Raw genomic sequence first — 19,454 nt, 5'->3', positions numbered from 1 at the left:
TGCACCCGAAGGGGTGTGGGAGAGTAGGACACCGCCGTACATTACTTTGCGAAGGCCCGTTAGGGTGGCCAGGTTGGCCTTCCCTAACGGGCCTTTCGCATGTCCAAGGCAAGACAGGAAACAGGAGGACAGGTGTCCGAGTTCGGTCGACGCGGCTCAGGGGACAATGGCGAGTCCGATCGACCGCACCGGCGCGACCGTGGAAGCTCGGGTGCCCGTGGCGGCCGGCCCGAACGTCAGGGACGCCCTTCCCAGGACCGCGGTCAGAAACGTGGCGACGGCCCGAAACGCGATCAGGGCGAAGGCCGCTCGCCACGTGGCGGCAGGTTCGAACGCCGCGACGATCGGCGCAGCGCGCCCGGTGACGACCGGCGCGGATTCGGGGACAGGCGTTCCGGAACCGGCTCCCGCGGGAGCGGCCGTCCGGACCGGAGCGAAGACGACCGCTCGCGCGACAGGCGGCCGGATCGCGAGCGCAAGCCTGTCGACCGGCGCGATGACCGGCCGCGCCGCGACACCCGCCCGTCCCGGGCCGCCGCCGACCGCCCCCGCGATGACGAGGAGGTCGCCAAGGACCTGCTCGCCGCGCCGGAACTGCCGGAGGACGTCGAGTTCTCGGAGCTCGACGAGGAGGCCCGCCGCGAGCTGCGGACATTGCCGAGAGACCTGGCCGAGCGCATCGGCCGCCATCTCGTCGCCGCGGGTCGCCTCGTGGACAGCGACCCGGAAGCCGCCCTCGCGCACGCCAGGTACGCGAAGTCGAAGGTATCGAGGGTGCCGATCGTGCGGGAGGCCGTCGGCCTGGCCGCGTACCACGCCGGAAACTGGTCGGAGGCGTTGTCCGAGCTCCGCGCGGTACGCCGGATGACCCGTACCGATACGCACGTCGCCGTCATCGCCGACGCGGAGCGCGCTCTCGGCAGGCCCGAGCGGGCGCTCGACCTCGCGAAAGAGGTCGATCCCAGCACGCTCACCAAGGACGTCGCGGTCGAACTGCGCATCGTCGCGGCCGGCGCGCGCCGCGACCTCGGCCAGGTGGACGCATCGGTCGTCGCCCTGCAGGGGGCGGACCTGGACCCCGCCCGGCGGGAGCCCTGGAGCGCGCGGTTGTTCTACGCCTACGCCGACAATCTCGCGGCCGCCGGGCGCCGCGACGAGGCGGTGCGCTGGTTCATGCACGCCGCCGACGCCGATCTGGAGGAGGAGACCGACGCGGCCGAACGGGCGGCGGAGCTGGGTGATGAGTAGCGCGGCGCTGCTGAACGGCCACGACGCCCTGCTGCTCGACCTCGACGGCACCGTCTACCACGGAGCGCGCCCTATCCCCGGCGCCGCCGACGCGATCCGCCGGGTGCGCGAGCACGGCACATCGATCCGGTTCGTCACCAACAACGCGGCCAAGGCACCGGAAGCCGTCGCCGAGCACCTCCGCTCGCTCGGCGTCGGCGCGGAAGCGGCCGAGGTGAACACGAGCGCGCAGGCGGCCGCGCGGGTGCTGCGGGACCGCCTGCCCGCCGGTGCCGAGGTACTCGTGGTCGGCACCGACTCACTCACCGCGCAGCTGGACGACGCCGGCCTTCGGCCCGTCCGGAAGGCGGGGGCCACGGTCGCCGCGGTCGTCCAGGGACACTCGCCGGACACGGCCTGGCCCGACCTCGCGGAGGCGTGCCTCTGTATCCGCGCCGGGGCCGTCTGGATCGCCTGCAACATGGACGCCACCCTGCCTGCCGAGCGTGGTGAGCTGCCCGGCAACGGATCGATGGTCGCCGCGCTGCGCACCGCCACGGGCCGGGAACCGGTGGTGGCCGGCAAACCGCGGCCGCCGCTGTTCCACACCGCCGCGGAGTCCGCCGGCGCGGGCAACCCGCTGGTCGTCGGTGACCGGCTGGACACCGACATCGCTGGGGCCGTCGCCGCCGGACTCGATGCGCTTCTCGTACTCAGCGGTGTCGACACTCCGGCCGGCCTGCTCGCGGCAGGCCCGCGGGAGCGCCCGCGCTATCTCGCGGCGGATCTGGCCGCCCTGCCCGGCGGCGACGCCGGTGAGCTGGAGATCGGCCCGCGTCCTGGCTGGCGGGTGGCCGCGGACGGCGCGACGCTGACCGCGCGCAGCGAAGGCGGCCGCGACAGCGCCGATCTGCTGCGCGCACTGTGTGCCGGGGCGTGGAAGCACGGTGTCACCAGCGTTCGGGGCACCGACGAGCATGCCCGTGCCGCGCTCGCCGAGCTCGGTCTGACCTGATCCGCGCACCGTCCGCCGCCGGGATCGGTTAGCGTTGGGGAGTGCACGAAGAGACGACCCCGGCACCGCAGGAAACCGACCCTCGCGCCGGTATCGACGAGGCTGTCGCCGCGCTCGACGAGCTCGGCGACCTACCGTTGACAGAACACGTCGAGCGCTTCGACGCGGTGCACACCGAGCTCACCGTGGCGCTTTCCAGCATCGACAAGGTGTAGCCATGCCGCGCAAGGCGCGCCTGGACGCCGAGCTGGTGCGTCGGGGCCTGGCCCGTTCGAGGGAACATGCGGGCACGCTGATCCATGAGGGACGGGTGACCGTCCGTGGTCTCGTCGCGGGCAAGTCCGCCACCGGTGTCGACACCGACGCGCCCATCGTCGTACGCGCGGACGACGATCCGGGCTGGGCCTCCCGGGGGGCGCACAAGCTCCTCGGTGCCCTGCGCTCCTTCGAGGCCCGCGGGCTCGTGGTCGAGGGTAAGCGTTGCCTCGACGCCGGGGCGTCCACCGGCGGCTTCACCGACGTCCTGCTGCGGGCTGGCGCGCGCACGGTCGTCGCCGCCGATGTCGGGCGCGGCCTGCTCGACTGGCGGCTGCGCACGGACGAGCGGGTCGTCGTGCTCGACAGGACGAACGTCCGCCACCTCACCCCGGAACTGATCGGCGGCCAGGTCGAGCTGGTGGTCGCCGACCTTTCCTTCATCTCGTTGCGGCTGGTGCTGCCGGCACTGGCCGCGTGCGCGGCACCGGGTGCGGACCTGCTGCCGATGGTGAAGCCACAGTTCGAGGTGGGCAGGCAGCGGCTGGGCAGCGGCGGCGTGGTGCGCGACCCGGCTCTGCGTGGGCTCGCGGTGCGGGACGTGCTCACGGAGGCGGCGGCGCTCGGCCTGCGGACGCTCGGCGTCGTGGCCAGCCAGCTGCCGGGGCCGTCCGGCAACGTCGAGTACTTCGCGTGGTTGCGCCGTGCTGCCGGCGAGGCACCAATGGAGGACGTGGAAGAGCTCGTCCGGATCGCAGTTCGGGAAGGGCCGGTGTGACTACAGACAGCGGACGGCGCGAGGTGCTCCTCGTCGTGCACCCGGACCGGGAAGCCACCCGCGGCGCGGCTCGCGATGTCGCCGTGCGCCTGGCGGCGGCCGGTGTCCTGCTGCGGGTGATCGGCGAGGAGGTCCGCGAGCTGGTCGAGATCAGCGGCGACGGCGCGCCGTGCATCGTCGTGGCTCCGGAGGACGATCCGGCGGCCGGCACGGAGCTCGTGCTCGTGCTCGGCGGCGACGGCACGCTGCTGCGCGCGGCCGAGCTGGCCCGGCCCGCGGGCGTGCCGGTGCTGGGCATCAACCTGGGCCGGGTCGGGTTCCTCACCGAGGCCGACTCCGACGCCCTCGCCGACACGGTGCAGCGCGTCGTCGACCGGCGCTACCGGATCGAGGAGCGGATGACGGTCGACGTCACCGTGACGATCAGCGGCCAGGTCGTGGCGCACACCTGGGCGCTCAACGAGGCGAGCGTCGAGAAGAGCACCCGGGAGCGGATCCTCGACGCGCTCATCGAGGTCGACGGCAGGCCGGTGTCCTCCTTCGGCTGCGACGGGGTGCTGTGCGCGACCCCGACCGGGTCCACCGCGTACGCGTTCTCGGCGGGCGGGCCGGTGATCTGGCCGGACGTGGAGGCACTGCTCGTGGTTCCCAGCAACGCGCACGCCATGTTCTCCCGGCCGCTGGTCGTGTCGCGGGCGTCGGTGATCACCGTGCAGGTCGATCCGGACGGGTCCCCGGCCGTGCTGACCTGCGACGGGCTTCGACACATCGAGCTGGCGCCGGGTGCGCGGGTGCAGGTCGTTGCGGGGCGCGTGCCGGTGCGGCTGGCCCGCCTGTGGGAGGACCCCTTCACCGACCGGCTCGTGCACAAGTTCTCGCTGCCGGTCAAGAGCTGGCGCGAGCGACACGCCCGCTCCGGCCCGTAGTGCTATGAACGACCCGTTACTGGCGAAAAGTGCCAGTAACGAGTCTTTCATGGCAATGGCGGGCGGGGGATGTCGGCGGCAGCCGCTACGGTGGTGGCGTGCTGGCCGAGATGCGAATCCAGGGCCTGGGCGTGATCGAGGACGCCCTGCTCGAACTGCACCCAGGGTTCACCGTGGTCACCGGTGAGACCGGGGCGGGGAAGACGATGGTCGTCAGCGGCCTCCACCTGCTCTCCGGTGGCCGCTCGGAGGCGTCCAAGGTGCGCACGGGGACGGCGAAGGCGACCGTCGAGGGGCGGTTCGAGGGAATCACCGGCGAACAGGCCGTGCGGATCATCACCGACGCCGGTGGTGACACCGACGAGGACGGCAGCGTCATCGCGCTGCGCTCGGTGGGCGGCGACGGCCGTTCCCGAGCGCACCTCGGCGGCCGCTCGGTCCCCGTCGGCGTGCTGGCGGAGCTTTCCGAGCAGCTGCTCGCCGTGCACGGGCAGAACGACCAGCTCCGCCTCCTGCGCTCGGCCGAGCAGCGTGCCGTCATCGACCGTTTCGCCGGCGACGCGGTGGCGGCGCCCCTCGCCGAGTACCGCAGGGTCCGGGAGGAATGGCTCGCGGTCGCCGCGGAGCTGGCGGAGCGCTCCAGCCGTTCGCGGGAACTGGCGCAGCAGGCCGACCTGCTGCGGCACGGGCTCACGGAGATCGAATCCGTCGATCCGGCCCCGGGCGAGGACGCCGAGCTCAGCGAGCAGATCAAACGCCTCGCGGCGGTGGACGAGCTGCGGGAGGCCGCGAGTGCGGCGCACGCGGCGGTGGCCGGTTCCGCGGAGGGCGACCCCGACCTGCCCGGCGCGCTGGGCATGGTCGCCGAGGCCAGACGCCGGCTCTCCGGTACCGAGGACGCCGTCCTTCGCGAGCTCGAGCCGCGGCTCGGCGAGGCCGCTGTCCTGCTCACCGACGTGGGTGGCGAGCTGGCCGGCTACCTGGAGACGCTGGACGCCGATCCCGAGCGGCTCGAGCAGATCCTCGGCCGCCAGGCCGACCTGAAGAAGCTCACCCGCAAGTACGCCGCCGACGTGGACGGCGTACTGGCCTGGGCCGACGACGCCCGGGAGCGCCTGTCGACGATGGACACCTCCGACGAGGCGCTGGCGAAGCTCGCCGCCCGCCGCGACGAGCTGGCGGCCGAGCTGAGCGACCACGCCGGGCGGGTGTCGGCAGCCCGGAGCACCGCCGCCGCCGAGCTCGCGGGCGAGATCACGGCCGAGCTCACCGGGCTCGCGATGGGCCAGGCAGAGATCGAGGTTGTCGTGCGCGGCCGGCCAGCCGAGGCCGGAGACTCACACGCGCTGCGTGTCGACGGCGCGCTCCTGCACGCCGGTGCCGACGGGGTGGACGAGGTGGAGCTGCTGCTGCGCGCCCACGCCGGCGCGCCGGCGCTGCCGGTGCACAAGGCAGCCTCCGGCGGTGAGCTGTCCCGCGTCATGCTCGCGATCGAGGTGGTGCTCGCGCACGCCGACACCGTGCAGACACTCGTGTTCGACGAGGTCGACGCCGGAGTCGGTGGCAGGGCCGCGGTCGAGATCGGCAGGCGGCTCGCCCGGCTCGCACGCAGTCATCAGGTCCTCGTCGTCACCCACCTTCCGCAGGTCGCCGCGTTCGCCGACCGTCATCTCGTCGTGGACAAGGGCACCGCGGAGGGCGTCACCCGCAGCGACGTGCGGGTCCTCGCGCAGTCCGACCGCGTGGTGGAGCTGGCCAGGATGCTCGCAGGCCTGGAGGGAACGGAGACCGGGCGTGCGCACGCCGAGGAGCTGCTCGCGGCGGCCGCGGCGGACAAGAGCGCGCCGGAGCCCGCGCCCCGGTCGGCCCGTCCGGCCAAGAAGAAGGCGCCCGCCAGGAAGAAGTCCTGAGAAGCTGTCCTCGACCCTGCTGGACCGGTCGTGAGTGCGTAACAGTGTTCTCACTCGCGTGCGCACTCACGAGGTGACCGCAGCCCCTTCGGGCCAGGTGCCGGTGACGACGGTGGCGCCCAGCTCCCCGGAGCGGCTCACCCGGGGCTCCAGCCCGCCGCGGGCGAGCGCGTCCGCCGTCCACGGTGCCTGCCGTTCGCTCGTCTCGATCAGCAGGTGCCCGCCCGGTGCGAGCCAGCGCGGTGCCGCGGAGATGACCCGCCGCTGGATGTCCAGGCCGTCCGGGCCACCGTCGAGCGCCACCTTCGGCTCGTGGAGACGGGCCTCGGGCGGCATCGTCGCGATCGCGTCGGTCGGTACGTACGGAGCGTTGACGACCAGGATGCCGACCCGGCCCCGCAACGGGGCGGGCAGCGCGTCGTAGAGGTCGCCCTGGTACACCCGGCCACCGGCCGCGGCGACGTTGCGGCGGGCGCATCGCACCGCGGCGGGGTCGACGTCGGCGGCGGACAGCTCGATCCCGCCCGTGAACGACGCCAGGGCGGCGCCCACCGCGCCCGTGCCGCAGCACAGGTCGACGACGACGGCTCGCGGGTGCGCGAGCGCGGCGGCCTCGTGCACGAGGAACTCGGTGCGGCGGCGGGGCACGAAGACGCCGGGGTCCACGGCTATCCGCAGGCCGCAGAACTCCGCCCAGCCGAGGACGTGCTCGAGTGGCTCTCCGGCGACCCGCCGGTCCACCATCGCGGCGAGCTCGGCCGGCATCCGTGCCGCGGCGAGGAGTAGCCGGGCCTCGTCCTCGGCGAAGACGCAGCCCGCGGTCCGGAGCGTGGTGACGATCCCGGACGGTGCGTCGGCTGGCTCGGCTGGCTCGGCTGGCTCGGCTGACATCGGAGCGCCTCCCGGACGCTGATGGGGCGCTCACTCGGTCCACGCGCGCGCGGACCGAACGGCCTTTGTCCATGCCGACATTACCGGATCTCGGGCGGCGCCCACCCTGACAGGTATTTCAGCCGTCGGAGTTTCGGCGTGGCGGCCACGTTTTCGCGTGTCCATTTGTCACCATCGGATTCATGAAGCTCACCGGCCTGCTCTCGCGGAACAAAGAGGCTTTGCCCGGAATTACCGGCATTGCCCGGGTCGACCGGCGCACCCGGGAACTGCTGCGCAGGGTGGGGCCCGGTGACGTCGCGGTACTCGATCAGATCGACCTCGATCGGGTGACAGCCGATGCGCTCGTGCAGGCGGGAGTGGCGGCTGTGGTGAATGCCTCACCGTCCATTTCGGGCCGGTTCCCGAATCTGGGCCCGGAAATTCTTGTCAGCGCGGGAATTCCGCTCCTGGATCGTGTCGGCGGGGAGATCCTGCACAGCGTCAAGGACGGCGGCCGGGTGCGCGTGCACGAGGACGCCGTCTACGTCGGCGACCGCAAGGTGGGCACTGGCAACGTGCAGACGCCGGAGAGCGTCGCCGACCAGATGATTGAGGCCAAGGCCGGGATGTCGACACAGCTCGAGGCGTTCTCGGCGAACACGATCGAGTTCCTGCGCCGCGAGCGGACGCTGATCCTGGACGGGGTGGGCGTGCCGGAACTGCGGCTGCCCATCCGCGACCGGCACGTGCTCGTGGTTGCACCGGGCAACGGGCACGCCGATGACCTCAGACGGCTCAAGAAGTACATCGCCGAACACCACCCCGTGCTGGTCGGTGTCGACGCGGGTGCCGACACGCTCTGCGCGCACGGCTACGAGCCCGACATCATCGTCGGCGATCCCTACGGCATCGAGGCGGACTCGCTCAAGTCCGGCGGCGAGGTCGTGGTGCCCGCGCAGCCGGACGGCCACGCGCCCGGCGTCGAACGCATACAGGACCTCGGCATCGGGGCGGTGACCTTCCCCGCATCGGGCAACTCCGAGGACCTCGCCCTGCTGCTCGCGGACGCACATGACGCCAGCCTGGTGGTCACGGTCGGTTTCCAGGCGACCCTCCAGGAGTTCCTCGACCACGGCCGGTCCGGATCGAACCCGTCGACCTTCCTCACCCGCCTGAAGCTGGGCACCAAGCTGGTCGACGGCAAGGCCGTCGCAACCCTGCATCGCAGCCGGGTCTCGATCGGCGCGGTGGTGCTGCTCGTACTCGCCGCGATCGTGGTCGTGGTCGCCGCGCTGCTGGTCTCCGATGTCGGTGACGTCTACCTCGACGGGGCCAGGGACGCCTGGCAGTCCTTCACAAGCTGGGTCAAGGGGCTCTTCACGTGATTTCTCTGCGGTATCACATCGTTTCCATCGCGGCGGTCTTCCTGGCGCTCGCGGTCGGCGTCGTGCTCGGCTCCACGGCGCTGAACGGGACGCTGCTCTCCGGGCTCTCCGACGAGAAGAGCGAGCTCGCCAACCGGGTCACCGACCTGGAGGCCGAGCGCAACACCCTCAACGCGCGCCTGGCCGACGCCGACGCCTTCGCCGGTTCGGTCGGCGGCAAGGTGGTCGACGGCCTGCTCGACAAGCGCTCCGTCATCCTGGTGACGACCGAGGGGGCGAAGCCGGCCGACCGGGACGCGATCAAGGAGCTGGTCGGGCAGGCGGGTGCCTCCGTGACCGGCGAGGTCCAGCTCACCTCGTCGTTCGCCGACCCGGGCAAGGCCGATCAGCTGCGCGAGGTCGCGACCCGGTTGCAGCCCGCCGGGGCCCAGTTCCCGACGGCCGGCGATCCGGGCACGCTCGCGGGCGCCCTCCTCGGTTCCGTGCTGATGCTTGACAAGGACAGCGCCGACCGCCAGTCGGCCCCGACGGAGCTGACCGCGGCACTGTCCGGGCTGGCCGACGGCGGTTTCATCAAGCCACCCGAGGATGTCGCGCCCGCGCAGCTGGCCGTCGTGCTGACCGGTGGCAAGGCCAGCGGCGACGGCGCGGGCGACCGGGCCGCGACGCTCGCCCGCTTCGCCACCCAGCTCGACCGGGCCGGAGCGGGAACGGTGCTCGCCGGGGACCCGGCGTCGGCCGAAGGCACCGGTGCGGTCGGCGTGGCGCGGGCCGACACGGCGTCGACCTCCATCATGTCCACCGTGGACAACGTCGGCTCGTCCGCGGGCCGGGTGGCCACCCTGCTCGCGCTCCGGGAGCAGCTCGAAGGCAACGCGGGACGCTACGGCGTCGCGGGCAATGCCGAGGCCCCGGCTCCCGGCGTGGAGCAGGAAGGCCGCTAGCGACCGCCGAGCCGGCACGCGGCTCGTGAGTGCGTACCCGAGTTAGAACTCGTGTGCACACTCACGAGCGGCGAGCAGGTCTTCCCAGGCGCGCACGAAGCCGGGGAACGTCTTGCCGACCGTGCCCGGGTTCTCCACCCGGACGCCGGGAGCCCGCAGGCCCAGCACGGCGCCGGCCATCACGAGCCGGTGGTCGTCGTAGGTGTGGAACGTGCCGCCGTGCAGGGTCGCCGGACGGATGCGCAGGCCGTCCGTGGTCTCGGTGACGTCGCCGCCCAGCGCGGAGAGCTCCGTGGCCAGCGCGGCGAGGCGGTCGGTCTCGTGCCCGCGCAGGTGGGCCACCCCGGAGATGAGCGAGGGGCCGTCGGCGAAGCACAGCAGGGCCGCGATCACCGGGGTCAGCTCGCCGACCTCGTGCAGGTCCAGCTCGGCGCCGGGCAGCCTGCCGGCGCCCGTGACGGTGAGGCCGCGCTCGTCGAGCGTCACCTCGGCCCCCAGCTCGCGGACCAGGCTGCGCAGCCAGTCACCCGGTTGGGTGGTTTCCTTGGGCCAGCCCGCGATCCGCACGGTGCCGCCCACGGCGAGCGGCGCCACGACGAACGGGGCGGCCGTGGACAGGTCCGGTTCCACGCTGTAGTCGGTCAGTGACAGAGTGGTCGCCGGTACGTGGAACTCCACGCCGTCGCGTTCGGGCACGGCGCCGAAGCGGCGGAGCATGTCGAGCGTCATCGCGATGTGCGGTTCGCTCGGCGGCCGGCCCGTCAGCCGCACCGTGGCCCCGGCATCGAAGGCCGGTGCCGCGAGCAGCAGGGCGGAGAGGAACTGGCTGGACGCCGAAGAGTCGAGGTCGACGGCGCCGCCACGCAGCCCACCGTGGCCGCGAACGGTGAAGGGTGGCGCGCCGCGGCCACCGTCGTCGATGTCGGCGCCGAGCGCGGACAGCGCGGCGAGCAGCGGAGCCACGGGCCTGCGGCGGATCGCCGTATCGCCGTCGAAGTGCACCGTACGCGCGCCGAGCGCGGCCAGCGGCGGCGTGAAACGGGCGACCGTGCCCGCGTTACCCAGCGCGACGGACACCTCACCCGTCCCGCGGGTGAGAGGCTGCACGAGCACGCCGTCAGCGGTGTGTTCGGACGTCGCACCCAGCTCGGCCAGCGCGGCGAGCATCAGCCGCGCGTCCCGGGAGTCGAGCGGCTCGCGCACGAGTGTCGGCCCCGCCGACAGCGCGGCCAGCACATACGCCCGGTTGGTGATCGACTTGGAGCCCGGCACACGGACGTCACCTTCGACCCGGCCCCCGGCGACCGGCGCTGTCCAGGTGTTCTCCTCGGCCACGTCGCTCACTCTCGCACAACACGCGTCCGCCTCCGTCGGCGAGGCCGCCGCGCGGCTGCGGCGAGGTGGGATAAGGTGGAAGCCCGTGGGACTTCAGCCGCGGACAACCAAGTACGTTTTCGTCACCGGAGGCGTCGCCTCCTCTCTGGGTAAGGGGCTCACGGCGTCCAGCCTGGGACAACTCCTTACCGCCCGTGGGCTTCGCGTCACGATGCAGAAGCTCGATCCATACCTCAACGTCGATCCGGGAACGATGAACCCGTTCCAGCACGGCGAGGTCTTCGTCACCGAGGACGGCGCCGAGACGGATCTCGACATCGGGCACTACGAGCGATTCCTCGATCGCAACCTGTCCGGCTCGGCCAACGTCACCACCGGGCAGGTGTACTCCTCGGTCATCGCCAAGGAACGGCGCGGTGAGTACCTGGGCGACACCGTGCAGGTCATCCCGCACATCACCGACGAGATCAAGTCGCGGATCATGGCGGTCGCCGAGTCCGACGGCACGGACAAGCGTCCGGACGTGGTGATCACCGAGGTCGGCGGCACGGTCGGCGACATCGAGTCGCTGCCGTTCCTCGAGGCCTGCCGGCAGGTCCGGCACGACGTCGGCCGGGACAACTGCTTCTTCCTGCACGTCTCGCTGGTCCCGTATCTCGCGCCGTCCGGCGAGCTGAAGACCAAGCCGACGCAGCACTCGGTGGCCGCGCTGCGCAACATCGGTATCCAGCCGGACGCGCTGGTGTGCCGGGCCGACCGCGAGCTCTCGGAGGACCTCAAGCGCAAGATCGGGCTCATGTGCGATGTCGACACCGAGGCGGTGATCGCGTGCCCGGACGCGCCGTCGATCTACGACATCCCCAAGGTGCTGCACTCGGAGGCGCTGGACGCCTACGTCGTGCGGCGGCTCGGCCTGCCTTTCCGGGACGTGGACTGGACGGTGTGGGGTGACCTGCTCGACCGGGTGCACAACCCGGCCGAGACCGTGCGGGTCGCGCTGGTGGGCAAGTACATCGACCTGCCGGACGCCTACCTCTCGGTCACCGAGGCACTGCGCGCGGGCGCGTTCGCCCACCGCGCCAAGGTGGAGATCGTCTGGGTGCCCTCCGACGAGGCCACCACGCCCGCCGGCGCCGCGGCCGCGCTGTCCGGTGTGGATGGTGTGCTGGTGCCAGGCGGGTTCGGCGTGCGCGGTATCGAGGGCAAGATCGGTGCGATCACCCATGCGCGTACCCAGAGCATCCCGGTGCTCGGCCTCTGCCTCGGCCTGCAGTGCATGGTCATCGACGCCGCCCGCAACCTCGCCGGGCTGAAGGACGCGAATTCCGCGGAGTTCGACGAGAACACCGGGCATCCGGTGATCTCCACGATGACGGACCAGAAGGACGTCGTCGCGGGGGAGCGCGACATGGGCGGCACCATGCGGCTCGGTGCCTACCCCGCCAAGCTGGCGCCGGGCACGCAGGTCGCCAGGGCCTACGGCTCGCGGGAGGTCTCCGAGCGGCACCGGCACCGCTACGAGGTCAACAACGCCTATCGCAAGCGGCTCGCCGACGCCGGGCTGGTCTTCTCGGGCACCTCCCCGGACGACCGTCTCGTCGAGTTCGTCGAGCTGCCGGAGAAGGTGCACCCGTTCTTCGTCGGTACCCAGGCACATCCGGAGCTCAAGAGCAGGCCGACGCGCCCGCATCCGCTGTTCGACGCGTTCGTCCGCGCCGTGGTCGCCTACCGCACGGCGGACCGGCTCCCGGTCGAGCTGCCCGAGACCCCGGTCGGCGCGCGGTGACCGGACCGGGCTCGCACGAGTTCACCGTGGCGTCCTCCGAGGACATCCACATCGGACGGGTCATCGGCCTGCGGATCGACGACGTCGTCATGCCCGGTGGCGGCCGGGCCCGCCGGGAGGTCGTCGAGCACCTTGGCGCGGTGGGCGTCGCCGCGGTGGACGACGAGGGCCGGATCACGCTCGTCCATCAGTACCGCCATCCGCTCGGCAGACGGTTGTGGGAGCTGCCCGCCGGTCTGCTCGACGAGGAAGGCGAGGACCCCGTCGACGCCGCCCGCCGCGAACTCGCGGAGGAGGCCGGCCTGGCCGCGGGCCGCTGGGAGACCCTGGTCGACGTCGCCGCCTCCCCGGGATTCACCGACGAGGTCATCCGCGTCTTCCTCGCTCGCGAGCTGTCCGAAGTGGACCGGGACGTCCATGGTGAGGAGGAGGCCGACCTGGTGATCGACCGGGTGCCGCTGGATCGCGCCGTGCGGATGGTGCTGGCCGGGGAGATCGTCAACGGCGCGACCGTGGGCGGCGTGCTGGCGGCGCACGCCGTGCTCAGCGGTGCGGCGCCCGCGCGGCCTGCACGCGCGCCGTGGGACGTGCGGCCGACGGCGTTCGCCGCCCGCCGGCGGTGAGCGCGGCGGTCAGTCGCGCAGCGGGCGGCCCTGCGGGTCGCGGCCGCCGTTGATCAGCAGCAGGATTCCGTCGATCAGCGGCCAGACGGCGCCGACGCCGAAGGTGAGCAGCGTGCACAGCAACTGGGCCACGGCCATGCCCGTGTGCCCGGTGTAGAAGCGGCCGATGCCCAGCGGGACGACGATCTGCAGGACGCCTGCGATCGTCTTGGACCGGTCGGACACCACCGCGGGATAGGCGGGCGCTGGCTGGGCCGCCGGGGCGTACGGGTACGGCTGTGCCGGCTGTGCCGGTGCCGGCGGTACGGGTGGACGCAGGAACGCCGGATGCGGTGCGGGCAGGTCCTCGAAGAGCGGCCGCAGCTCGGCCCTGGTATGCGCGGCCATGGCGGTGGCGGCCCGCTCCTCGTACTCGTCCATCGTCAGACGGCCCTCGGCGAGGTGATCGCCGAGCACCCGGCCGGCCTCCTCGCGCTCCGCCGTGCCGATCCGCAACGTGTCCGGGTCCGGCTGGCTCGACATGGCTCCACGTTACCCGTGTCCGGGGGTGTTTCGTCCGCCGTGGCGCGGTCAATGCAGGAGCGACCGACGAACCCATGCGAAAGGCCTGCGGATGAATCCGATGATCAAGGACCGGCCGGCGCCGCTGCGCCCGGCGGGCGGCGGCAAGGGGCCGGGACCGGCGATTCTGGAGAAGGGCGCCGACCTGGTGCAGGAGGCGGCGCCGCTGCGGGACTTCGACGTCTACGTGGTCGGCTTCCACTGCGCGAAGGGCGAGCCGGACACGCAGATGGAGGCGCACCACTACTGCCGGATGGTGAACGCGGATCTCCTGCAGTGCGTGTTGTTCGACGGCAACACGCGTGCGGCCAACCTCATCGGGATCGAGTACATCGTCTCGGAAATGCTCTTCGAGTCGCTGCCTGAGGCGGAGCGGGCCTACTGGCATCCGCACAACTACGAGATCCTGTCCGGCCAGCTGGTGGCACCGGGACTGCCCGACACCGCCGAGAAGGCGTTCCTCGAGCTCCTGGTGAACAGCTACGGCAAGACGTGGCACACCTGGCACACCGGGCGGCACGACAGCGGGCCAGGCGACCCACTGCCGATGGGCGAGCCGAAGCTGATGTGGTCCTTCAACCGCGACGGTGAATGCGCCGAGAGCCTGCGCCGCGATCGGGACGAGGCGATGGAGCTGGACACGGCGGCCAAGCGCGAGCAGCGGCGGGAGTTCGCCCGGCTCGCGCGCCCGCAACACGGCGTGGACGCGATGCGGGACCAGTTCACCGGCACCACGAGCGTCGCAGGGGTGGTCGACGTCCGGGAGGCCGGCTGACCCGCGGGGCACGAACGTCGTTGGGAACGCGCCCGCCTTCTCCTAGAGTGTGCGCGTGGCACAGCCCGGCGGTACCCCGGTGGCGAAGGTGATCGGTGCGTACCTCGATCACCTGCTGGTGGAGCGGGGCACGGCCAGGAACACCCTCGACAGCTATGCGCGGGATCTGCGCCGTTACCGGGAGCACCTGGACAGGTCCGGGATCAGCGACTTCGCGCGCATCGGGCCCGAGCAGATCACCGCGTTCGGCGTGGCCCTGCGCGAAGGCGACGACGAGCATCGGCCGCTGGCCGCGTCGTCGGCCGCCCGCGCGCTGGTGGCGGTGCGCGGCCTGCACCGGTTCGCCCACGCCGACGGCATCACCGAGCAGGACCCGGCCCGTGACGTCCGCCCGCCCGCGGCGGCCAGGCGGCTGCCGAAGGCACTGCCGGTGCACGACGTGCTGCGCCTGCTCGACATCCCCATGGCCGAAGGTGAGCGGCCGCTGCGGGACCGCGCGCTGCTCGAACTGCTCTACTCCACCGGCGCCAGGATCTCGGAGGCCGTCGGCCTCGACCTCGACGACATCGACGACGACGAGCGGACCGTGCTGCTCGACGGGAAAGGCGGCAAGCAACGGCTCGTCCCGATCGGCAGGCCCGCGCTGGAGGCCCTGGCCGCCTACCTCGTGCGCGCCAGGCCCGCGCTCGCCGGGCGTGGCCGGGGCAGCAGCGCCGTCTTCCTCAACGCCCGCGGCGGAAGGCTGTCCAGGCAGAGCGCGTGGCAGGTGCTCAAGACCAACGCCGAGCGTGCCGGACTCGCCGCCACGGTGTCGCCGCACACGCTGCGCCACTCGTTCGCCACACATCTGCTCGAGGGCGGTGCCGACGTACGCGTCGTGCAGGAACTGCTCGGCCACGCCTCGGTCACGACGACACAGGTGTACACGTTGGTGACAGTGAACACGCTGCGTGAGGTTTACGCGACGGCGCATCCGCGCGCGCTGGGTTGAGCCGGCCGAAAAGTACTCCGGTCGTGCCCGGCGAGCCGCTTTGCCGGTGCTCTACGTGCCCGAATAGGCTGGCGCGGTCCATGCCGAACGAGGAGCTTTCGCCCCATGTCGACTTCCCAGAAACCGGCGAGGAAGGCCCCGGACAGCCTCAGCCGGTCGAGAATCGCAACCGAGACAGGCGGCGATACCGGGGAGTCCGAGGCCTCCGAGGCTTTCGAAGTGACCGGCCGTAACGGTGCCGGCGGTACCGGTGGTGACAAGCCGAAGCTCGGCCCCACCGGGCGCCCCGTCCGCGAGGTTCCGGAGCCGCCTGAGCTCGACCGGCACGGCCCTGCCCGCGTGATGGCGATGTGCAACCAGAAGGGCGGGGTCGGCAAGACCACCTCGACGATCAACCTGGGCGCCGCGCTCGCCGAGTACGGTCGCCGTGTCCTGCTCGTGGACTTCGATCCGCAGGGCGCGCTGTCCGTCGGCCTCGGCATCCAGCCGCACGAGCTCGACCAGACCGTCTACAACGTGATCATGGAACGTTCGGTGGACATCACCGACGTGGTCCGCAAGACCTCCGTGGACAACGTCGACCTGGTTCCGAGCAACATCGACCTGTCCGCCGCGGAGGTGCAGCTCGTCGCCGAGGTGGGGCGTGAGCACACGTTGCTGAGGGTCCTGCGACCGGTCATGGACGACTACGACTATGTTCTGGTCGACTGCCAGCCGTCGCTCGGACTGCTCACCGTCAACGCGCTTACCGCGTCCGACGGTGTGATCATCCCGCTGGAGTGCGAGTTCTTCAGTCTGCGCGGCGTGGCGTTGCTGATCGACACCATCGAGAAGGTGCGCGAGCGGCTCAATCCCAAACTTGATATCACGGGGATTCTCGCCACGATGTTCGATCCGAGAACCCTGCATTCGAAGGAGGTCATGGCGCGCGTGGTGGAAGCATTCGGTGACACCGTGTTCGACACGGTGATCAACCGCACCGTGCGATTCCCCGAGACGACGGTGGCCGGCGAGCCGATCACTCGCTGGGCGCCCAGGTCGGCCGGTGCTACGGCGTATCGCACGCTGGCGCGCGAGGTGATCGCCCGGTGAGCAGGCGAGCTTCCCTGCCTGGTGCGTCGGAGCTGTTCCGCCGGACGAGCAGCCCGGCCCTCGGCCAGCCGTCCACGGCAGGTTCCGCCGGGACCGGAGCAACCGGCGGCAACGGTGACGGTGGCCGGTCGTACGGTAACGGCAGGGCCGACGACCACGACCGTGGTCATGGCGGCAGTGGTGATCGCGGTGGCAGTAATGACGGTAGCGACGGCGGTGACCGGGGTGAGGGCGGCGGCAGCCGGGCCGAACGGCAGCTCGCCCGCACCAGCACCGCGCGGCGTGGCTCCGGCCGGAAGAAGCACGACGCCAAGATCACGGTGTACGTGTCCGGCGACGAACTGCTCGCGATGGAGCACGCCAGGCTGGCCCTGCGCGGAACACACGACCTCGTGGTGGACCGCGGGCGGATCGTCCGCGAGGCGGTGGCCGTCCTGCTCGCCGATTTCGACCAGCACGGCGAGGACTCCGTACTGGTGCAGCGGCTGCGCAACGGTGAGCTCGACTCCGAGGAAGCCAGGGGCTGATGGAAGAGGGGGCGCAGCCCCAGCCCGCTGAGCAGGCACCGGAGGAGTTGGCGGCCGGGGAAGGTGGCTCGTCGAGCCGCTTCCAGGTGCGCCTGGCGAACTTCGAGGGCCCTTTCGACCTGTTGCTGCAGCTGATCTCGCAGCACCAGCTCGATGTCACCGAGGTCGCGCTGCATCAGGTGACCGACGACTTCATCGCCTACACGCGCGCGCTGGGCGCCGAGTGGGACCTGGACGAGACCACCGAGTTCCTGGTGGTGGCGGCCACGCTGCTCGACCTCAAGGCCGCCAAGCTGCTGCCGTCGGCCGAGGTGGAGGACGAGGACGACCTCTCGCTGCTGGAGGCCAGGGACCTGCTGTTCGCCCGGGTGCTGCAGTACCGGGCGTACAAGCAGGTCGCGGCGCTGTTCGGCGAGCTGGAGGCAGGCGCGCTGCGCCGGTACCCGCGGTCGGTGACGCTGGAGGAGCGCTATGTCGGCATGCTCCCCGAGGTGATGCTCGGGGTCGACCCGCAGAAGTTCGCCGAGATCGCGACGTCGGTGTTCCGGCCCAAGCCGCCGCCCACGGTTTCTCTCGACCACCTGCACGCGGGCAATGTGTCGGTGCGCGAGCACGCGGCGACCCTGCGGCTGCGGCTGGCCAGCGTCGGGCGGGCCACCTTCGGCGAGCTGATCACCGACTGCGAGCACACGATCGAGGTGGTCGCCCGGTTCCTGGGGCTGCTCGAGCTCTACCGGGAGTCCGCGGTGGCCTTCGAGCAGACCGAGGCGCTGGCGGACCTGCACGTGCGCTGGACGGGCGGCTCCGTCGACGAGGCCGCCGCCGAGGCCGAGCAGGAGCGCGCGCGCACCGAGGACGAGGAGTACGGGTGAGCGAGGAACCGAACGAGCAGGCCGCGAGTGAGCCGGTGGTCGAGCCGGACGTCGCACCGGCCGCCGAACCGGTGGAAGCTGCCGATCCGGGCGAGGCCGCCGGATCCCGGGAGCCTGCCGAGGACGCCGAGAGCGGCTGGGCCGCCGAAGGCCCCGAAGGCCTCGAAGACCCCGACGGTTCGGGGGAGGACGGCGATTTCGTCGCCGCGTCGGCGGAGCGCGCACTGCCCGACCTGACCGACGACGCCGCGCTCGAGTCCGCGCTCGAGGCACTGCTGCTCGTCGTCGACTCGCCGGTGACCGAGGAGTCCCTGGCCGAGGCCGTCGGCCAGCCGGAGCAGCGGGTCACCGAGACGCTGCGGTCGATGGCGACTCGCCTCACCGAGCGTGGCAGCGGCATCGACCTGCGCCGTGGCGGTGAGGGCTGGCGCCTGTTCACCAGGGACACCTACGCCCCGTTCGTGGAGAAACTGCTGCTGGACGGGCAGCGTTCGAAGCTGACCAGGGCGGCACTGGAGACCCTCGCGGTGGTCGCTTACCGCCAGCCGGTGACCCGGTCCCGGGTCGCGGCGGTGCGCGGCGTCAACGTGGACGGGGTCATCCGGACGCTGCTCTCGCGGGGGCTGATCGAGGAGAGCGGGAGCGACTCCGAGACGGGTGGCACCCTGTACGTGACGACGGAGCTCTTCCTGGAACGGCTGGGCCTCTCGTCGCTGAACGACCTGCCGCCGATCGCACCTTTGCTGCCCGAAGTGGATTCCATTGATGACATCTGAGAGAGCCGAAGGGGTTCGCCTGCAGAAGGTGCTGGCGAAGGCGGGCGTCGCCTCCCGCCGTGCGGCGGAGGACCTCATCGCCCGCGGGCGGGTGAGCGTGGACGGCGAGGTGGTCCGCGAGCTCGGCAGGCGCGTCGACCCCGACAGTTCGGTGATCCACGTCGACGGGACCCGTGTCCTGCTGAGCGAGGACCTCGTTCACCTGGCGCTGAACAAACCGCGGGGCGTGCACAGCACGATGACCGACGACCAGGGCAGGCCGTGCGTGGGCGACCTCGTGCGAGGCCGCCGGGAGCGGCTGTTCCACATCGGCAGGCTCGACGCGGACACCGAGGGGCTGCTGCTGCTCAGCAACGACGGCGACCTCGCGCACCGCCTCATGCACCCCTCGTTCGAGGTCCGCAAGACCTACCTCGCCGAGGTGGAAGGCACTGTGCCGCGCGGGCTGGGCAAGCGGCTGCGTGCCGGGGTGGAGCTGGCGGACGGACCGGTCAGGGTCGACGAGTTCCGGGTGAAGGACGCCCGCCCCGGCCGCACGCTCGTCGAGATCGTGCTGCACGAGGGCCGCAAGCACATCGTCCGGCGGCTGCTCGCCGAGGTCGGCCACCCGGTGCGCAAGCTCGTGCGGACCGCCATCGGGGAGGTGCAGCTCGGCAGCGCCAAACCGGGCAGCGTGCGCCCGCTGACCCGCGCCGAGGTCGGCTCCCTCTACCGCGCTGTGGACCTCTGAGTGCCTGTCCTTGGTCGCAGGCAGGCGCGGCGTTGTGCCTGGTCACCTCTCGTGAGTGCGTGCGCGAGTTAGA

At 71.9% G+C, this 19,454-nt stretch carries 20 protein-coding genes; 17 read left to right on the top strand and 3 right to left on the bottom strand.

The window, feature by feature from the left end; translation table 11 throughout:
• Positions 1-132 precede the first annotated feature (132 nt).
• The 6 genes from JAP66_RS28315 to recN all read left to right on the top strand — a co-directional run bounded on the left by JAP66_RS28315 (position 133) and on the right by recN (position 6,111).
• On the top strand, positions 133-1,248 hold the full coding sequence (locus JAP66_RS28315) for a tetratricopeptide repeat protein (protein ID WP_268963328.1): 1,116 nt from the start codon (positions 133-135) through the stop codon (positions 1,246-1,248).
• Entirely contained in the window at positions 1,241-2,242 is a 1,002-nt protein-coding gene (locus JAP66_RS28310; protein WP_199434909.1) for an HAD-IIA family hydrolase, read from the top strand. Before JAP66_RS28315 ends, JAP66_RS28310 begins: the two co-directional genes overlap by 8 nt.
• Before the next feature lie 41 nt (positions 2,243-2,283).
• Positions 2,284-2,457: a hypothetical protein gene (locus JAP66_RS28305; protein WP_199434908.1), complete on the top strand. Its 174-nt coding sequence runs from the start codon at positions 2,284-2,286 to the stop codon at positions 2,455-2,457.
• 2 nt (positions 2,458-2,459) lie between these two features.
• Entirely contained in the window at positions 2,460-3,275 is an 816-nt protein-coding gene (locus JAP66_RS28300) for a TlyA family RNA methyltransferase (protein ID WP_199434907.1), read from the top strand.
• The gene (locus JAP66_RS28295) at positions 3,272-4,201 is read left to right on the top strand and encodes an NAD kinase (RefSeq protein ID WP_199434906.1); all 930 of its coding nucleotides are present in this window, start codon (positions 3,272-3,274) and stop codon (positions 4,199-4,201) included. Before JAP66_RS28300 ends, JAP66_RS28295 begins: the two co-directional genes overlap by 4 nt.
• Before the next feature lie 98 nt (positions 4,202-4,299).
• A complete protein-coding gene (gene recN / locus JAP66_RS28290; protein ID WP_199434905.1) occupies positions 4,300-6,111 on the top strand; it encodes a DNA repair protein RecN in 1,812 nt (603 codons plus the stop codon).
• A gap of 66 nt (positions 6,112-6,177) precedes the next feature.
• Here recN and JAP66_RS28285 read toward each other — a convergent pair whose 3' ends face one another.
• Entirely contained in the window at positions 6,178-7,002 is an 825-nt protein-coding gene (locus JAP66_RS28285; RefSeq protein WP_199434904.1) for a putative protein N(5)-glutamine methyltransferase, read from the bottom strand.
• Between the two features lie 182 nt (positions 7,003-7,184).
• Between JAP66_RS28285 and steA the strand changes: the two genes are divergently transcribed.
• A complete protein-coding gene (gene steA, locus JAP66_RS28280) occupies positions 7,185-8,369 on the top strand; it encodes a putative cytokinetic ring protein SteA (RefSeq protein ID WP_199434903.1) in 1,185 nt (394 codons plus the stop codon).
• The gene (locus tag JAP66_RS28275) at positions 8,366-9,313 is read left to right on the top strand and encodes a copper transporter (protein ID WP_199434902.1); all 948 of its coding nucleotides are present in this window, start codon (positions 8,366-8,368) and stop codon (positions 9,311-9,313) included. The genes steA and JAP66_RS28275 overlap by 4 nt, the downstream gene beginning before the upstream one ends.
• Before the next feature lie 42 nt (positions 9,314-9,355).
• Here the strand turns inward: JAP66_RS28275 and aroA are convergent, their stop codons facing one another.
• On the bottom strand, positions 9,356-10,648 hold the full coding sequence (aroA, locus tag JAP66_RS28270) for a 3-phosphoshikimate 1-carboxyvinyltransferase (protein WP_199434915.1): 1,293 nt from the start codon (positions 10,646-10,648) through the stop codon (positions 9,356-9,358).
• 85 nt (positions 10,649-10,733) lie between these two features.
• Here aroA and pyrG point away from each other — a divergent pair, with 85 nt between their 5' ends.
• Both pyrG and JAP66_RS28260 read left to right on the top strand, forming a co-directional pair.
• On the top strand, positions 10,734-12,434 hold the full coding sequence (gene pyrG / locus JAP66_RS28265) for a CTP synthase (RefSeq protein ID WP_199434901.1): 1,701 nt from the start codon (positions 10,734-10,736) through the stop codon (positions 12,432-12,434).
• A complete protein-coding gene (locus tag JAP66_RS28260; RefSeq protein ID WP_199434900.1) occupies positions 12,431-13,057 on the top strand; it encodes an NUDIX domain-containing protein in 627 nt (208 codons plus the stop codon). Before pyrG ends, JAP66_RS28260 begins: the two co-directional genes overlap by 4 nt.
• 9 nt (positions 13,058-13,066) lie before the next feature.
• Here JAP66_RS28260 and JAP66_RS28255 read toward each other — a convergent pair whose 3' ends face one another.
• On the bottom strand, positions 13,067-13,579 hold the full coding sequence (locus JAP66_RS28255; RefSeq protein WP_199434899.1) for a DUF1707 domain-containing protein: 513 nt from the start codon (positions 13,577-13,579) through the stop codon (positions 13,067-13,069).
• A 91-nt stretch (positions 13,580-13,670) separates the two neighbouring features.
• On the opposite strand from JAP66_RS28255, the gene JAP66_RS28250 reads away from it, so the two are divergent.
• The 7 genes from JAP66_RS28250 to JAP66_RS28215 all read left to right on the top strand — a co-directional run bounded on the left by JAP66_RS28250 (position 13,671) and on the right by JAP66_RS28215 (position 19,381).
• On the top strand, positions 13,671-14,393 hold the full coding sequence (locus tag JAP66_RS28250; RefSeq protein ID WP_199434898.1) for an OBAP family protein: 723 nt from the start codon (positions 13,671-13,673) through the stop codon (positions 14,391-14,393).
• A gap of 88 nt (positions 14,394-14,481) precedes the next feature.
• Positions 14,482-15,384 carry a site-specific tyrosine recombinase XerD gene (gene xerD / locus JAP66_RS28245; protein WP_199434914.1) on the top strand — a complete coding sequence of 301 codons (903 nt, stop codon included), beginning with the start codon at positions 14,482-14,484 and terminating at the stop codon, positions 15,382-15,384.
• A gap of 105 nt (positions 15,385-15,489) precedes the next feature.
• Positions 15,490-16,476: a ParA family protein gene (locus JAP66_RS28240; protein ID WP_199434897.1), complete on the top strand. Its 987-nt coding sequence runs from the start codon at positions 15,490-15,492 to the stop codon at positions 16,474-16,476.
• Positions 16,473-17,003, top strand: coding sequence for a cobyrinic acid a,c-diamide synthase (locus JAP66_RS32505; RefSeq protein WP_307849751.1), 531 nt, complete (start codon positions 16,473-16,475; stop codon positions 17,001-17,003). The genes JAP66_RS28240 and JAP66_RS32505 overlap by 4 nt, the downstream gene beginning before the upstream one ends.
• Positions 17,003-17,875, top strand: coding sequence for a segregation and condensation protein A (locus JAP66_RS28225; protein WP_199434896.1), 873 nt, complete (start codon positions 17,003-17,005; stop codon positions 17,873-17,875). The genes JAP66_RS32505 and JAP66_RS28225 overlap by 1 nt, the downstream gene beginning before the upstream one ends.
• Positions 17,872-18,651: an SMC-Scp complex subunit ScpB gene (gene scpB, locus JAP66_RS28220; protein WP_307849750.1), complete on the top strand. Its 780-nt coding sequence runs from the start codon at positions 17,872-17,874 to the stop codon at positions 18,649-18,651. The genes JAP66_RS28225 and scpB overlap by 4 nt, the downstream gene beginning before the upstream one ends.
• Complete coding sequence (locus tag JAP66_RS28215) at positions 18,641-19,381, top strand: pseudouridine synthase (RefSeq protein WP_199434895.1); 741 nt, start codon at positions 18,641-18,643, stop codon at positions 19,379-19,381. Before scpB ends, JAP66_RS28215 begins: the two co-directional genes overlap by 11 nt.
• The last annotated feature ends 73 nt before the right edge of the window (positions 19,382-19,454 follow it).

It is taken from the genome of Qaidamihabitans albus, assembly GCF_016464705.1.
GTDB lineage: Bacteria > Actinomycetota > Actinomycetes > Mycobacteriales > Pseudonocardiaceae > Qaidamihabitans > Qaidamihabitans albus.
Note: the sequence above shows the minus strand (reverse complement) of the source record. Positions and strands in the feature narration are given on the sequence as shown.

What these genes read in the sequence shown, in the direction of transcription:
- JAP66_RS28310 (WP_199434909.1), top strand. Translation starts at nt 1,241, where the DNA reads ATGAGTAGCGCGGCGCTGCTGAACGGCCACGACGCCCTGCTGCTCGAC.
- JAP66_RS28300 (WP_199434907.1), top strand. Translation starts at nt 2,460, where the DNA reads ATGCCGCGCAAGGCGCGCCTGGACGCCGAGCTGGTGCGTCGGGGCCTG.
- JAP66_RS28285 (WP_199434904.1), bottom strand. Translation starts at nt 7,002, where the DNA reads ATGTCAGCCGAGCCAGCCGAGCCAGCCGAGCCAGCCGACGCACCGTCC.
- steA (WP_199434903.1), top strand. Translation starts at nt 7,185, where the DNA reads ATGAAGCTCACCGGCCTGCTCTCGCGGAACAAAGAGGCTTTGCCCGGA.
- JAP66_RS28255 (WP_199434899.1), bottom strand. Translation starts at nt 13,579, where the DNA reads ATGTCGAGCCAGCCGGACCCGGACACGTTGCGGATCGGCACGGCGGAG.
- JAP66_RS28250 (WP_199434898.1), top strand. Translation starts at nt 13,671, where the DNA reads ATGAATCCGATGATCAAGGACCGGCCGGCGCCGCTGCGCCCGGCGGGC.
- JAP66_RS28240 (WP_199434897.1), top strand. Translation starts at nt 15,490, where the DNA reads ATGTCGACTTCCCAGAAACCGGCGAGGAAGGCCCCGGACAGCCTCAGC.
- JAP66_RS28225 (WP_199434896.1), top strand. Translation starts at nt 17,003, where the DNA reads ATGGAAGAGGGGGCGCAGCCCCAGCCCGCTGAGCAGGCACCGGAGGAG.
- JAP66_RS28215 (WP_199434895.1), top strand. Translation starts at nt 18,641, where the DNA reads ATGACATCTGAGAGAGCCGAAGGGGTTCGCCTGCAGAAGGTGCTGGCG.